This is a genomic window from Aeromonas sp. HMWF017, from assembly GCF_003061465.1.
GTDB classification, from domain to species: Bacteria; Pseudomonadota; Gammaproteobacteria; order Enterobacterales; family Aeromonadaceae; genus Aeromonas; species Aeromonas veronii.
Genome location: NZ_QAJD01000122.1, coordinates 9,412 through 23,215, shown reverse-complemented (window position 1 = coordinate 23,215; position 13,804 = coordinate 9,412). Strand labels below are relative to the sequence as shown.

Below are 13,804 nucleotides of genomic sequence, written 5' to 3'. Positions count from 1 at the left end.
GCACCAGCACGCCGCTGCCGTCGTCCGCTTCTTCAATCGCACTCATCACGGCGATGGCATCTGTGCCGATGGGGTGGTCGGGGTCATCGACCCCGGCCGCCAGCAGCAACTTGGCCGGGCTGCCGAGCTGGTCGGCCAGCGCTTTCAATCCGGCCGCCAGCATGGCGCTGTGAGAGACAGCTACGATTCCGATCATGTCACAACCTCGCTCTGTCACGCAGGGCGGTCAGCAGCAGCAGGGTCGAGGTGGCCCCGGCATCCTGATGGCCGATGCTGCGCTCGCCAAGATAGCTGGCGCGCCCCTTGCGGGCCTGCATCTGGATGGTCGCTTCGGTACCGGCTGCTGCGGCTGCCACTGCCTTGTCCAGCGCATCGTTGAGCGGCAGATCTTGCTGCTGTGCCTGTTGCAGGGCGGCCAGTGCCGGCCACCAGGCGTCGCACATGGTCTTGTCGCCCGGCTCGGCACGGCCGCGGGAGACGATCCCCTCGACCCCGTCGCTCAACATTTTGCACAGCTGGCTGAGGCTCAGGCTCTGGCAGGCGTCGGTGCTGGCCGCGGCCCGGATAAAGAAGGTGCCATATAGCGGGCCGCTGGCGCCGCCGACTGAGGAGAGCAGGGTCATGCCGGTGGTTTTCAGCACCTGACCGATATCCTTGTCCGCCACCGCGGGCAGCCTCTCGGCCACTTTAGAAAAGCCGCGCTGCATGTTGAGGCCGTGGTCACCGTCACCGATGTCGGTATCCAGCGCGGTGAGGTAGTCACGCTGCTCGGTAAAGATGTGTTCGCAGTCGAGCAGCCAGTTGACGATGTGATGCTTGCTTAACATGGGTTCTCCTTAGCAGCCGCGACGCAGGGCGGGGGTGTGAACGGGGGCATCCCACAGGGTCATCAGCTCGTCATCCACCTTGAGCAGGGTGATGGAGATGCCGGTCATGTCGAGGGAGGTGCAGTAGGGGCCAATCAGGTTGCGCACCAGATGGATGCCCGCCTCCTCGCACAGGGTGGCGAGGCGACCATAGACGCCATAGAGCTCGGAGATGGGGGTGCCGCCCAGGCTGTTGACCAGCGCGATAACCCGATCGCCCGCATTCAGCGGTTCGATAAAGGTGTGCTCTTCCTGCCAGCTGCCGCTGGTGCGATCCCAGTGGCGCAGGGTGCGGCCATAGGGGGTGTTGTCCGCCAGCTCGCTGAACATGTCGTCCACCAGGGTATTGAGGTCGGTGAAGGGGCGGCGCTCGATGCCGGGTTCACCGTGGATACCCACGCCAAACTCCATCTCGTTGTCCGCCAGAGTGAAGGAGGGCTTGCCAGCGGCAGGCACGGTGCAGGCATGCATGGCCACGCCTATGGTGCGGCTCTGGTTGTTGATGCGACGGGCCAGCGCCTCGCAGCGGGTCAGGTCATAGCCCGCTTCGGCTGCGGCCCCTACCAGTTTTTCGCACAGCACGGTCGTGGCAACACCACGGCGACCGGCGGTATAGAGGCTGTCTTTGACCGCCACGTCGTCATCGATCAGCGAGAAGCCGACCTTGACGCCGTCGCCGTGCAGCAGCTCGACCGCCGTCTCGAAGTTGAGCACGTCGCCGGTGTAGTTCTTCACCAGAAACAGCACGCCCGCGCCGCCATCAACGGCCTGACCGCACTCGTACATCTGATCCGGCGTCGGGGAGGTAAAAATCTCGCCGGGGCAGGCGCCATCCAGCATCCCTTTGCCCACCAGACCGCCGTGCATCGGCTCGTGGCCGCTACCACCGCCGGAGACCAGCGCCACCTTGCCCATCACGGGGGAGTCGGCGCGGGTGATGTAGTGGGGTTCGATACGTACCTTGAGCTCGGGGTGGGCGGCTGCCATCCCCATCAGTTGTTCACGGACCACGGCATCGACGGCATTGATCAGTTTCTTCATGGCTCACTCCTTGGCTTGCCACCGCACGGGTGGGCAAATGGTTGATGGAGCCAGTCTAACGACAGAAAAAGGGATAAAAATGACGGGCGATTTGGTTCGGATTTGAAACAGCAGGAGGGGGCTCGGTGTTTCAATCTGAAACGGCGCAGGGCAAACAGGCGGGAAACTGTTAGCTGACTCACAGCCATGAAAAAGGGCCCTGCGGGGCCCTTCGCTATAACCGGAATATGTGGACGGGTTAGATGGCCCAGCCACCGGCGTAAAAGATCACCAGCGCCAGGGCGATGATGACGGTGCCGACGTTCAGCTTCTTCCACTCGGCAGCGAAGATGCGGCCAACGACCAGCGCCACGAAGCCCAGCATGATGCCGGTCACGATGTTGCAGGTCAGTACGATAAAGACGGCGCACAGCATGCCGGAGAGCGCATCGACCGAGTCGCTGAAGTCCAGCTTGGTGACGTTGCCCAGCATCAGCAGACCGACGTACATCAGGGCCGGTGCGGTGGCGTAAGCAGGTACAAGATAGCTCAGAGGTGAGAGGAAGATCATCAGCAGGAACAGCACGCCAACCAGCGCGGCGGTCAGGCCGGTCTTGCCGCCGGCAGCAGTACCTGCGGCGGATTCGATGTAGACGGCAGCCGGAGCACCGCCAACAGCGCCTGCCACCATGCTGCTGACGGAGTCGGCAGTCAGGGCCTTGCCACCGCTGATGATGTGGCCACGCTCGTTGATAAGGCCCGCTTGGCCAGCGACGGCACGGATGGTGCCGGTGGCGTCAAACACGGCGGTCATTACCAGCGCCAGTACGGTCGGAATGACTACCGGATTGAGGGCGCCCAGCAGATCCATGCTGCCTACCAGCGAGCCCTTCTCGCCAGTCAGGCTCGGCATGGCGAAGAAGCCCTGCCAGGTCACTTTCGGGTCGAAGATGAGGCCGAGGATGGAGATGGCGATAATCACCATCAGGATGCCGCCCGGCACCTTGCGACGCTCCAGACCGAAGATGGCAGCCAGACCCAGCACCGTCATGATCACCGGGAAGGCGGTCACTTCACCCAGTTGAACCGGCAGACCAGCCCCTTCGTTCTTGATCACCATGCCGACGCCGTTGGTGGCGATCAACAGCAGGAACAGACCGATACCGATGCCGGTGCCGTGAGCGATGCCAGAGGGGAGGTTATCCAGGATCCACTGGCGCACGCCGGTGACGCTGATCAGGGTAAACAGCACACCCATCAGGAAGATGGCTCCCAGCGCGACCGGAATGCTCAGCCCCTGACCCAGCACCAGACTGAAGGCGGTAAAGGCGGTGAGGGAGATGGCGCAACCGATAGCCATCGGCAGCTTGGCCCACAGGCCCATTAGCAGGGAGCCGAAGGCGGCGATCAAACAGGTGGCCACAAACACCGGGCCCTGCTCAAAGCCGGCAGCGCCCAGCATGTTCGGCACCACTATGATGCTGTAGACCATCGCCAGGAAGGTGGTCAGCCCCGCGACCAGCTCCTGACGCACGCTGCTGCCGCGCGCAGAAATGGAAAAATAAGAGTCCAGAAAGCCGCCAGTCCCTGTTTGGGCGGCCATATCTTGCTTTGCCATAACTAATCCTGAAAGTGTGAAGGAAATCGTTTGCGTTGGTGGCGCGCAAAATAGCAAGAATTCGCGGCAAATACAGCGGATAACCTGACTTTTTCGTCACTATTTTACATTTTGAGTCCATTCGGAGCTCATTCTAAGACTCAAGCGGTGAGAGGGTGTAAGGGAGGGATCAAGCAGTCGGGCGAGGGGAGATCTGTGAGGAAAAAGCGGGGAAAAACAAAAAACCCGCCTAAGCGGGTTTTTTTAAATTCTTGCAGAGCTGTCAGCAGTTGGCATGAGCCATCAGCAGCATGCTCCGGCTTGAATTACAGACCAACTACGTTGGCAGCAGCCGGGCCTTTCTGACCTTGCTCGATGGTGAACTCAACGCGCTGACCTTCGTCCAGGGTTTTGAAGCTGGTGGACTGGATAGCGGAGAAGTGTACGAACACGTCTTTGCTGCCGTCAGCCGGGGAGATGAAACCAAAACCTTTCTCAGCGTTGAAGAACTTAACGGTACCAGTCATTTTGTTAGACATAATAATTTCCTTAAATAGTGTTGAATGCCACCTAAATGGCAATTTTTGATTTTTCGTCAGCAATACGTATGGGGAGCACTAAAGAAGGAGAATTATTTGATAAGAATTATCCGAGGATAACGCTTATGCTAATCACTGCTTTACTAAAATGACTGCCTAACATAATCAGGTCTGAACTGCCGAACCATCAGGAAAGATTAAAACACGCTCTCATTTTTAAAGCAAACTTTATCTCGATATTAATGTTTTGTAACAGCCAAAAATATCATTTTTTATAGTAAACATGATGCATTTCAAGGGTATAGGGAAACCCATGAGGACTCATATCACCCTGTGGCAAGCCGGATTCGGCTTTTTTGTCCTGACTATGTAGCCAGTTCTGGCAAAAAATATGAGAAAAAATGAAAAGCTGGCGATCGTTGGGGATTGTCAGTTGGCGTTCTCTCTAACTCACGATGTAAATCACTTCTCTGCTGCTGCGATTAGCAACTGAGCTGCAAATCAATGGCGGCGCCAAATCTGGCTCATCGAGCATCGCCCAGACATGCAAACGCCCGCTGGCACCAAGTGCCAGCGGGCGTTTTGCAAGAAGGGATCAGCGCTTGCTGCGAAACTTGTTGCTGACCGAATCAATCCAGCTGAAGGTTTCCGGCAGTACCTGATTCTTGGCGCGCTCTTTGGCTTTCTCGCGAGCCAGCTTGGAGGCAGCCTTGGCCGCTTCGGCGCGGTCCGCCACAATTTTCAGGCGACCCTCTTCGCGGATCTTGTTCCGCTCTCCGTTGGTCAGCTGGTGGTCTGCATTGGCTTGTGCCTTTTGCAATAACAAGGCTATCTCGGCTTTTTCGGCCTCGGTCAGATCTTTCATTTCCAGCTTTTTCACGGCGCGCTCCTGCGGCAGGGTGGTTAGACACCCTAACACAGTTGTGCCGATCACTTCTTATGCAATCGGCTTTCCGGCAGTAAAAATGCGGGTTTGTGCCAACTTTCCGTTATTTCGCTGCCACTTTCCCGCCTGTTTGCCACATTTCAATTTATGGCGAGCGGTGAGGGCATCTCTTGCTCCTCCGGTTCGACGTGGATCAGCACGATGGCGTGGGGCAACTGCGCCATGATGGCGTGCTCGATGCGATCACAGATATCGTGGGCTTCGCCGATGCTCATCTCCGGGGGCAGGGTGAGGTGAAAGTCGATATGACGACGACGACCGGCACGGCGACTGCGCAGGTCGTGGAAACCGCTGACGCTCGGACAGCATTCGGTGATGATGCGGCTGGTCATCGCCAGCTCTTCCGGGCTCATGCTCTGGTCGATCAGCGGCTGGAAGGCCTCGTTGAGCATGCTGATCGCCTCTCTGACAATAAAGATGGCGACCGCAATGGCGACCAGCGGGTCGAGGATGGCGAGTGAATGGCCGAACAGACCGGCCAGCCATATACCGCCAAGACCGACGGCGACACCGGCTGAAGTGAGCACATCAGCCTTGAGATGGAGCGCATCGGCCGCCAGGGCGACCGACTCCTCCTCTCGGGCCACCTTGTAGAGGTAGGCAGAGACGCCGCTGTTGACCAGCGCCGAGATCACCATCACCAGCACGCCCCAGCCAATGCTTTCGATCGGGCTGGGGGTGATCAGCTTGTCGACGGCTTCGAAGATGATCCAGCCCGCGGCCAGCAAGATAAGCAGTGCTTCGATGACACCGGAGACATTTTCAATCTTGTCGTGGCCATAGGGGTGGCGCTCATCAGGCGGGAGATCGGACTTTTTCACCGCGAACAGGGCGATCAGGGCCGCTACCAGATCCATGGCGGAGTGGATCGCCTCCGAGATGATACTGACCGAGCCGCTGGCGAAACCGGCCACCATTTTGATGATGATCAGACTGATATTGGAGCAGACCGACACCATGGCGGCTCTGGTTTTTCTGTTCATGTCACAGCTTCCTGAATAAAAACGGATATTTCGGTGCGGCGCGCATTATATCCGGCTGACCGGAAATAACCTATTCGGTGTTGTAACCTGATGTTTCCGGTGATATTGCGAATGCTTATTAAAATGGTGGCCTCTTGAGCGGCAATAAATAATGAGAGGGATTTATATTTATCCGTGAAAATATCTAGGTAACGATGGCTTAATATAAGCGTGACAACATTTAATAATGCGAATTACTCTTTTTTGGTCTTTCCTGTCGAGGTCCTTTGGCCTCTGCGCTCAGGGGGCTGTGCGCGACATTTTTTGGACGAGAATGAGGCTGGATCCGGATGCCGCTGGAGGGTATGCTGGGTCTGGTGATGGTCTTGTACCATCCCACCAAGCGTACTGAAGTTGATGATTCGGATGACATGCTGGCTCCCATGAGGAACCAACTGTCTGGGTAACATTTTTGGAGTTTGATGATGAGTAACAAAGAACATCACAACGGCAAAGATGCCAAGAAAAAACCGCAGATGTCACTGAAAGAGAAACGCGAAGCCAAACGTCAGAAAGCAGAACTGAAAAACGGCAGCGCAATGAAGTAACGCTCCCCTACTGCTGTTCCTTCGGAGCCAGTACAAAGCCAGCCCTTACCGGCTGGCTTTTATGTTTGTGGCTCACGGGGTGGCGCCGTAAGCCGCGAAAATCTGGTGATAACGACCATCCTGACGCATCGCCTCAAGGCGCTTATCAAACAGATTGCGGGCATCGGCCGCTCGGAAGGCAAAATGATAGACAGTGGGCGGGAAGAGGTCTGCTTGCCTGACCTGATTGCGCTCGTAGTGCTCGCCTGCCTGGGAGGTGGCGATCAGCTGGTCGAGGTAGTAGTAGAACACCCGCTCCTCCAGTACGACTGCATCGACCCTGCCGCGCATCAGTTGGTGCACCTGCACCTGCTGCTTGGCTACCTCCTCATAGTGGGGATTCTGGTTGGCCATGGTGGCGAACGCGCCCCCTAGAATGATCCTTGCCCGTTGAAAGGCTGTGACCCGTTTTGAATGCAGGTCGTCCAGAGTATTGATGTGGGTGCTGCGCAGGGTGAAGATCCGGTTATGGAAGGTGATAACGGGCTGGGTCAGAACGTGAGGATCAACCATACCGGGTCTGACGTTGATGATGGCATCCAGCTTTCCTGACTCGAACAGGCGGAAGGTACGCTCCAGTGGCAGAAATTCAAAGCTGGGCTCATAGCCGCTGCCAGCGAACGCCTCTTTCAGCAGATCCAGCTCAATGCCACGCTGATTACTTTCGATGACATAAGGGGGGATGGCAAAGCTGACCCCGACCTTGAGTGGCTTTGCCTGCAACTGGCCGGAGAACATGCTGGTCAGCATTAGCAATAAAGGGGTGAGCAGTTTCATTGCACTTTTCACAAAGCGTTCCTGTGGAGAATATCCATCACTGTAGGGGAGGCAACCAAAAAGCGTTATATCCCTTTCGGGCTGAGAGGTTCAGCCTGAGTGCATAAAAAAAGACCCTGAGTTATCAGGGCCTTTTCAATATTCTGTTCTTAGAACGGGATATCGTCGTCGAAATCCATCGGCGGCTCGTTATATACCGGCGGCGCAGATTGCGGCTGCTGGGCAGGACGGCCATAACCGCCTTGCGGCTGCATGTTCTGCTGCGGAGCCGGTGCCGGGCGCTGCTGATTCATCGGCTGCTGGGCAGGCATGCTCTGCTGTGGCTGACCCCAGTTACCCTGGGATTGGCCACCCATGTTCTGGCCCATACCCTGACCGCCTTGCGGACGGCCACCCAGCATCTGCATCACGCCAGTGAAGCTGTCGACCAGCACTTCAGTGGTGTAGCGCTCCTGGCCGCTCTGATCTTGCCATTTGCGGGTCTGCAGTTTGCCTTCCACATAGACCTGGGAGCCCTTCTTCAGGTATTCGCCAGCCACTTCGGCCAACTTGCCCATGAAGACGACGCGGTGCCATTCGGTACGCTCTTTCTGCTCACCGGTCTGCTTGTCGCGCCAGGTTTCGGAGGTAGCCAGAGTAATGTTGGTCACAGCACCGCCACTCGGCATGTAGCGTACTTCCGGGTCTTGCCCGAGGTTACCGATCAGAATGACTTTATTGATGCCTCGACTGGCCATAATCTCTCTTCCACCTTATTTACCGGCCAGGTCGAAACCTGGTCCAACACGACTAGATACCTGATTAGTTGCTGTGTGCGGGGCGCAATGTCCCGCAGACGCATGTGACGGTCATAGTAACAGTTGCGAAGCGGATTGGCAGCATCCTTAACCGGCTTGATGCGCCAAAGGTAACTGTTGGCTCCTGCTGTAGTGATGGTCGGGTTGCAGCTGTTTTGGGCGCGTCCGGCATCACATTTCTGCCATATATTCCTGTTATGCTGGCAGATTGGCGAATTGGAATCGGTTTTTAAATCGACTAAAAACATATGGTTACGATATTTATGAGATCCATTCTCATACTTTTTTAATATTGTGCTCCCATACCTCCTTGGTAGACTCAGTCGGCCAGATTAGGTGGTTTACAGGTTCAAGGAAGAGCACACAATGAAAGCCGCATGCCCGATCGCACTGGTCACTGAAAATAATGTGCAGGCCAGCACATTTGCTGCATACCTCATCTCTCATTTGAGCCGTCCCGTCCAGCTAATCCACGAGATTAATCAGCTAGATAACCAGTGTGACGGCACGCTGTTTCTCATCGATCTCGACTATATCCGCTCCGGCCAGTCATTGGGCTGGAACCGGGCGATCTCCGAACGCTTTGGCATGGCGACCACTGTGCTGCTCAATGCTCCCACTGCGACGGATCGCGACCTGTTGCTGATGTGGCCGCAGATCTGCGGTCTGTTTTTCCGTCAGGATCCGCTCGACAGACTGGTTGCCGGGTTGCAGAAAATCCTGCTGGGCGAGTACTGGATGCCGCGCCACCTGCTGTGCGAGCTGGTCGAATACTATCGTCAGGGCAATAGCTACCTGCTGCGTAACGACACCCTGCTGACAGCCAGAGAGCAGGAGATCATCCGTTATCTGATGACGGGCGCCTCCAATGTCGAGATCGCCGACAGCCTGTTTGTCAGCGAGCACACCGTCAAATCCCACCTCTATAACGTCTTTAAAAAGCTGAATGTGAAGAACCGGATCCAGGCGGTGAGCTGGGCCAAAGAGTATCTCGATGCTTCGGACTCTCACTGATGAAAGCGCTCTCTCTTGCGTGTTGCCTCGCGCTGCTTTGGGGCTGCACGACCGTTGTGGCGGGCGAGGCCGATGCACCGCTGGAGTCGGTGCAGCCGGAGCAGGAGAGTGATCGGCTGGATGTGGATGGTCTGGTGCTGGATCGCACTTTTACCCGCTTCGGTCAGGGCTTTTATAACGAATTTACCCGGTTGCGCAGCGATGAAGACCCGGATGCCAGAGAAAATCTGACGATTCATGAGCGCCCGACAGCTCGCTGGGGCAGCCTGATCTGGATCACCCATAACCGGAAGGTGATTTTTAAAACCGCACTCTCTCCCGGCCGCAATCAGCAGGAGCAGAGCGCCAAACTGGCTTGGTCACAGGTCAGGCAGACCCTCGAACAGCAGAAGATAGCGACCCTGTTCATGGATACCTTCGATTTGGAACATGATGAACTATAAGGATATTTTTCATGCGTGCCCGGTTATGGCTAGTTGCTGCACTGATAGCGCCAACGCTCCATGCGTCGGAGCTTGTCTATCGCCCCGTCAACCCCAGCTTTGGGGGTAACCCTCTCAACAGCAGTCATCTGCTTGGCACCGCCAATGCGCAGAATGATTACAAGGATCCCGCCAGTGGCAGCGGTAGCAGCGGCACCTCGGCGCTGGATCGCCTGACCTCCAATCTGCAATCCCGCCTGATCAGCCAGCTGCTGGCCGATATCGGCAAGGATGGCAGCCAGAGCGGCAGTCTGGTGACCGATGATTTTGCCATCAATGTGGTGGATGAAGATGGCACCTTGGTGGTTTCGATCACCGACCGGGTGACCAACCAGACCACCATGATCGAAGTGAATGGCCTGATTGCCGATTGAGGGCGCGATGAAACGACAACTGTTATTGATAGTGCCCCTGCTTGCGCTGGCTGGCTGTGCGACCCATATCGGCTCTCCCGTTGCTGATGAGAAGGCAACCCTGATGCCGCGATCCGTCTCTTACAAGGAGCTGATCAGTCTGCCCAAGCCAAAAGGGAAAATTGTCGCGGCCGTCTACGATTTTCGCGATCAGACCGGTCAGTACCTGCCCGCACCGGCGTCCAACTTCTCCACGGCGGTCACCCAGGGTGGGGTGGCCATGCTGAGCACGGCCTTGTGGGACTCTCAATGGTTTGTGCCGCTGGAGCGGGAAGGGCTGCAGAACCTGCTGACCGAACGCAAGATTGTGCGGGCGGCCCAGAACAAGCCCAACGTTCCCGGCAACAATGCCAATCAACTGCCCTCTCTGGTTGCCGCCAACATCCTGATCGAGGGGGGGATCGTCGCCTATGACAGCAATGTGCGAACCGGCGGGGCGGGGGCCAAGTATTTTGGCATCGGCGCCAGCGGGGAGTACCGGGTCGATCAGGTGACGGTCAATCTGCGCGCCGTCGATATCCGTTCAGGCCGGATCCTGAATAGTGTCACCACTTCCAAGACAGTACTGTCGCAACAGGTGCAGGCCGGGGTATTCCGCTTCGTCGAGTACAAGCGCCTGCTGGAGGCCGAGGCCGGTTTCAGCACCAATGAACCGGTACAGATGTGTGTCATGTCGGCTATCGAGTCCGGGGTGATCCGGCTAATAGCCAATGGCGTGCGAGACAATCTGTGGCAACTGGCCGACCAGCGGGATATCGACAATCCGATCCTGCAGGAGTACCTGCAAGACAATGCCCCGCTACTTTGAGTTTTCCCGCTCGCACAATGCTCTCCCTGGTGGAGGGCATTTTTTTGGCCTCCATCGAATACGAATTAAGACTTTCTGCTCAGCGACAGGGCGGCGCATTTCATCCTCGAATCAGCGGAGTGCCTGATAGGCCACCTCTGGTCTGACAGGGATACTGTGGGCGTTTTCCAACAAGGCGATGGCGCGATGAAACACCTGTTGAGTGCTCTCTTTTTTCTGCTGATATCGGGCGCCCCGCAACTTGCCGCAGAGCCTGCCGTCTTCGACGAGCTGGCGATGGCAAGCGAGCTGGATTCCGGTCTGCAGAACGATGGGAATCAGGCGTTGTTGTGGCAATTCGGTAGCGAGCAGCAACTGCACCTCACCCAGCAAGGGGAGCTGAATCAGGCGCGTTTGCTGCAACAGGGCAGGGCCAATGAGTTGGCGCTCTCCCAGGTGGGAGATGAGAACTGGGTCAATGGTGCGCAACTGGGCGAGGGCAATAGCGCCGAGCTCTATCAGGCGGGCATCAATAACCGGATTTGGCTGCTGCAACAAGGCAGCGGCAATGAAGCCTGGATCAGTCAGCAAGGGGCAGACAATCAGGCCCGGGCGATCCAGCTGGGTGATGGCAATCAGGCCAGCATCGAGCAAAACGGTAACGGATTGGCGGCAACCGTTATTCAGACGGGAGCCAATCAGCAAGTAAATGTCGTTCAAACCAACTGAGCCTAGGCTCAACCATTAGCACGAGAGGGAAATCATGTTTAAACGTACCATCATTGCCTCGGCAGTTCTTCTGGCGACCAGCACCGCTTGGGCGGCATCTACTGGCAATCAGGCTGAGGTGACTCAGGCTCAATTCTCCAGCGGCAACCTGGCGTACATCCAGCAGGTCGAGGAGAGCACGGCTAACAAGGCAGCGATCTATCAACAGGGTAACGACAACCTCGCCTCGACCGAGCAGCGCAATACCGGTGCTTCCACTGCTGATATCAAGCAAGCCGGTGGCCAGAACGAAGGGGAGGTATTGCAGCTGGGGGTGACCAATAAATCGACTGCGACCATTGATACCAACGGGCAGCTGAACAAGGCCTCGATTACCCAGCAGTACTACAACGGTGAGGCAACGGCCCAGGTGAGCCAGCTCGGTGACAGTAATAATGCTCTCATTAAACAGGATGATGGTAACGGCGCCATTTCAGTGATTGAGCAGCAAGCGGATGGTAACAGCGCGCAGATCAATAACTACTGGTCTGATTATGCCAGCGCGACCATTACCCAGTCAGGAGAAGGTGGGCATATTGCGGATGTCGATCAACGCGAATCCGATGGTGCCGTTGCCAGCGTGGCTCAAGAGGGTGGCAATAACACGGCCTTAGTCGCACAACGTACAAGCAACTTCGGTTACGGCGCAAACGAGGGCACCTCTGCGGTCGTCAAGCAAAGTGGCAATGACAACACTGCCGAGGTCACTCAGCTGGGGCTGGCCAACGTTGCAACGGTGGAGCAAAGCGGGACCGCTGGCAGCGTGACAGCCCAGCAGTCTGGTGCGACCGCCGGACAAGGGAACAACCTGCTGGCCAAGCAGGCTGGTTCCGGTGAAACCGCCCTTCTGACCCAGACCGGGAGTCGTAACCAGATCGACTCTGAGCAGAGAGGTTCTGAGGATCTGTTGACCATCACCCAGAATGGTAACGAGAACATCGCTAACGCCAGACAGAGCGGCACTGGTGAAACGGCGGTCGTGACTCAACTGGGTAATGGCAACCAGGCCGATACCAACCAGCAGGGGTCTGGCAACACTGCACAGGTCACTCAGAATGGCAGCAATAACCAGGCAGTGGTTGATCAGCTGGCCACCAGCGTGGGTGGGTCTGTCACCATCGATCAGTTGGGTAGCGACAACTATGCCAATGCAGTGCAAGAGGAAGGTAGTCGCAACAAGGTCGATATTGACCAGAACGGCACTGGCAACCAGGTTGCCGCCGCGCGTGGCGTTGAGGGCAAAGGAGCCTGGACCTGGGGCTCGGACAACAAGCTGGTCGTGGCTCAGAAAGGCACTGACAACTGGGCTTATGCCGATGCGTCTCACTCTGACTCTGTGGTCAAAGTGACCCAGGATGGCGAGCTGAACAATGCCAAGGTCGAATCCTATCTGGGTAGCGACAACACGCTCACCGTGAGCCAGTTCGGTGAAAAACACGTGGCCAACGTTTACGTCAATGGCGGCATGGGCGGTGGCAATAATGAAGTCGACGTAGCACAAACCGACAGCCTCAACACTGCCAATGTGACTGTCTATGGCAGCGATAACATGGCCTATGTCTATCAAGGGGCTGGTAGCAACTGATGGTCATCTCCGGATTCAGGGGCCTGCGGGCCCCTCTTTTATTGGTGCTGCTCTGTGGGTTGATGCTGGTTTATCGCGTTCCTTCATCAGCAACTGCAAGGGAAAGCGAGATAGAACCCGATCCGTCGATCCGCTTGTCCCTCAATATGGTGCAGAGCGAACAGGGGCTGTCACTTGCACCGACGCTGCTCAGCAAGCGCGACTTGACGGCGAGTGTCAGGTTGCTGGTGCATGGCGAAGGGGCCGCCGGGAGCACGACTCAGCGCCAGAGCCGTAATCTGTCGCTGCAGGCTGGAGTGGTCATGGCGGTTGGCAAAATAGGGCTGGGTTTGCGTTGCCCCTATCGGGTCGAGGTCACCGCCCGGATATGGCAAAACGAGCGGCTGCTGGTGGAGAAAAAAGAGCAGATGGCGTGCGCCGGATGATGCGCATTTCATCTCATGACTGTCTATTCATCCAGTAGTCTCTATGCCATACTGACTCGCTCAGGTTTCTGTATCGAGCGTGCAACAAGATGGAAAAGATCGTGGTCCGGGGTGCTCGCACCCACAACCTCAAGAACATCAATCTGACCCTGCCCCGCGACAAGCTGATCGTGGTCACC

At 56.9% G+C, this 13,804-nt stretch carries 16 protein-coding genes and 1 pseudogene; 8 read left to right on the top strand and 9 right to left on the bottom strand.

Annotated features, from left to right (window positions below):
* From DBR30_RS22130 to DBR30_RS11835, 7 genes and pseudogenes are all read right to left on the bottom strand, one after another.
* Positions 1–196 (bottom strand): annotated as a pseudogene (locus DBR30_RS22130) (dihydroxyacetone kinase phosphoryl donor subunit DhaM); the annotation flags it as partial.
* 1 nt (position 197) lies between these two features.
* Positions 198–827 (bottom strand): dihydroxyacetone kinase subunit DhaL, encoded by a 630-nt coding sequence (dhaL, locus tag DBR30_RS11860; protein ID WP_108539390.1) that lies wholly within the window; start codon positions 825–827, stop codon positions 198–200.
* 9 nt (positions 828–836) lie between these two features.
* Entirely contained in the window at positions 837–1,907 is a 1,071-nt protein-coding gene (gene dhaK, locus DBR30_RS11855; protein WP_108539388.1) for a dihydroxyacetone kinase subunit DhaK, read from the bottom strand.
* A 238-nt stretch (positions 1,908–2,145) separates the two neighbouring features.
* Positions 2,146–3,504 (bottom strand): NCS2 family permease, encoded by a 1,359-nt coding sequence (locus DBR30_RS11850; protein ID WP_005340164.1) that lies wholly within the window; start codon positions 3,502–3,504, stop codon positions 2,146–2,148.
* Positions 3,505–3,809: 305 nt separating this feature from the next.
* On the bottom strand, positions 3,810–4,022 hold the full coding sequence (gene cspE / locus DBR30_RS11845) for a transcription antiterminator/RNA stability regulator CspE (protein WP_005316548.1): 213 nt from the start codon (positions 4,020–4,022) through the stop codon (positions 3,810–3,812).
* Between the two features lie 595 nt (positions 4,023–4,617).
* Entirely contained in the window at positions 4,618–4,902 is a 285-nt protein-coding gene (gene yjbD, locus DBR30_RS11840; RefSeq protein ID WP_005340165.1) for a DUF3811 domain-containing protein, read from the bottom strand.
* 146 nt (positions 4,903–5,048) lie between these two features.
* A complete protein-coding gene (locus DBR30_RS11835; RefSeq protein ID WP_108539385.1) occupies positions 5,049–5,951 on the bottom strand; it encodes a cation diffusion facilitator family transporter in 903 nt (300 codons plus the stop codon).
* A gap of 461 nt (positions 5,952–6,412) precedes the next feature.
* Here DBR30_RS11835 and DBR30_RS22125 point away from each other — a divergent pair, with 461 nt between their 5' ends.
* Positions 6,413–6,538, top strand: a complete 126-nt coding sequence (locus tag DBR30_RS22125) for a hypothetical protein (protein WP_019445191.1) — start codon at positions 6,413–6,415, stop codon at positions 6,536–6,538.
* A gap of 72 nt (positions 6,539–6,610) precedes the next feature.
* On the opposite strand, the gene DBR30_RS11825 is transcribed toward DBR30_RS22125, so the two are convergent.
* Together DBR30_RS11825 and DBR30_RS11820 are read right to left on the bottom strand one after the other, a co-directional pair.
* Positions 6,611–7,354 (bottom strand): substrate-binding periplasmic protein, encoded by a 744-nt coding sequence (locus tag DBR30_RS11825; protein ID WP_108539382.1) that lies wholly within the window; start codon positions 7,352–7,354, stop codon positions 6,611–6,613.
* A 149-nt stretch (positions 7,355–7,503) separates the two neighbouring features.
* Positions 7,504–8,091: a single-stranded DNA-binding protein gene (locus DBR30_RS11820; protein WP_005340181.1), complete on the bottom strand. Its 588-nt coding sequence runs from the start codon at positions 8,089–8,091 to the stop codon at positions 7,504–7,506.
* Between the two features lie 426 nt (positions 8,092–8,517).
* Between DBR30_RS11820 and DBR30_RS11815 the strand changes: the two genes are divergently transcribed.
* The 7 genes from DBR30_RS11815 to csgH all read left to right on the top strand — a co-directional run bounded on the left by DBR30_RS11815 (position 8,518) and on the right by csgH (position 13,625).
* The gene (locus DBR30_RS11815) at positions 8,518–9,165 is read left to right on the top strand and encodes a LuxR C-terminal-related transcriptional regulator (RefSeq protein WP_108539379.1); all 648 of its coding nucleotides are present in this window, start codon (positions 8,518–8,520) and stop codon (positions 9,163–9,165) included.
* A 56-nt stretch (positions 9,166–9,221) separates the two neighbouring features.
* The gene (locus DBR30_RS11810) at positions 9,222–9,608 is read left to right on the top strand and encodes a curli production assembly/transport protein CsgE (protein WP_258224409.1); all 387 of its coding nucleotides are present in this window, start codon (positions 9,222–9,224) and stop codon (positions 9,606–9,608) included.
* An 11-nt stretch (positions 9,609–9,619) separates the two neighbouring features.
* Positions 9,620–10,021, top strand: a complete 402-nt coding sequence (locus DBR30_RS11805; RefSeq protein ID WP_019445195.1) for a curli assembly protein CsgF — start codon at positions 9,620–9,622, stop codon at positions 10,019–10,021.
* A gap of 7 nt (positions 10,022–10,028) precedes the next feature.
* Positions 10,029–10,868, top strand: a complete 840-nt coding sequence (locus DBR30_RS11800; protein WP_005355003.1) for a CsgG/HfaB family protein — start codon at positions 10,029–10,031, stop codon at positions 10,866–10,868.
* Positions 10,869–11,054: 186 nt separating this feature from the next.
* Positions 11,055–11,576 carry a curlin gene (locus DBR30_RS11795; protein WP_108539373.1) on the top strand — a complete coding sequence of 174 codons (522 nt, stop codon included), beginning with the start codon at positions 11,055–11,057 and terminating at the stop codon, positions 11,574–11,576.
* A 34-nt stretch (positions 11,577–11,610) separates the two neighbouring features.
* On the top strand, positions 11,611–13,200 hold the full coding sequence (locus DBR30_RS11790) for a curlin (protein WP_108539370.1): 1,590 nt from the start codon (positions 11,611–11,613) through the stop codon (positions 13,198–13,200).
* 134 nt (positions 13,201–13,334) lie between these two features.
* Positions 13,335–13,625 (top strand): curli-like amyloid fiber formation chaperone CsgH, encoded by a 291-nt coding sequence (csgH, locus tag DBR30_RS11785; protein ID WP_258224408.1) that lies wholly within the window; start codon positions 13,335–13,337, stop codon positions 13,623–13,625.
* Positions 13,626–13,804: the final 179 nt, after the last annotated feature.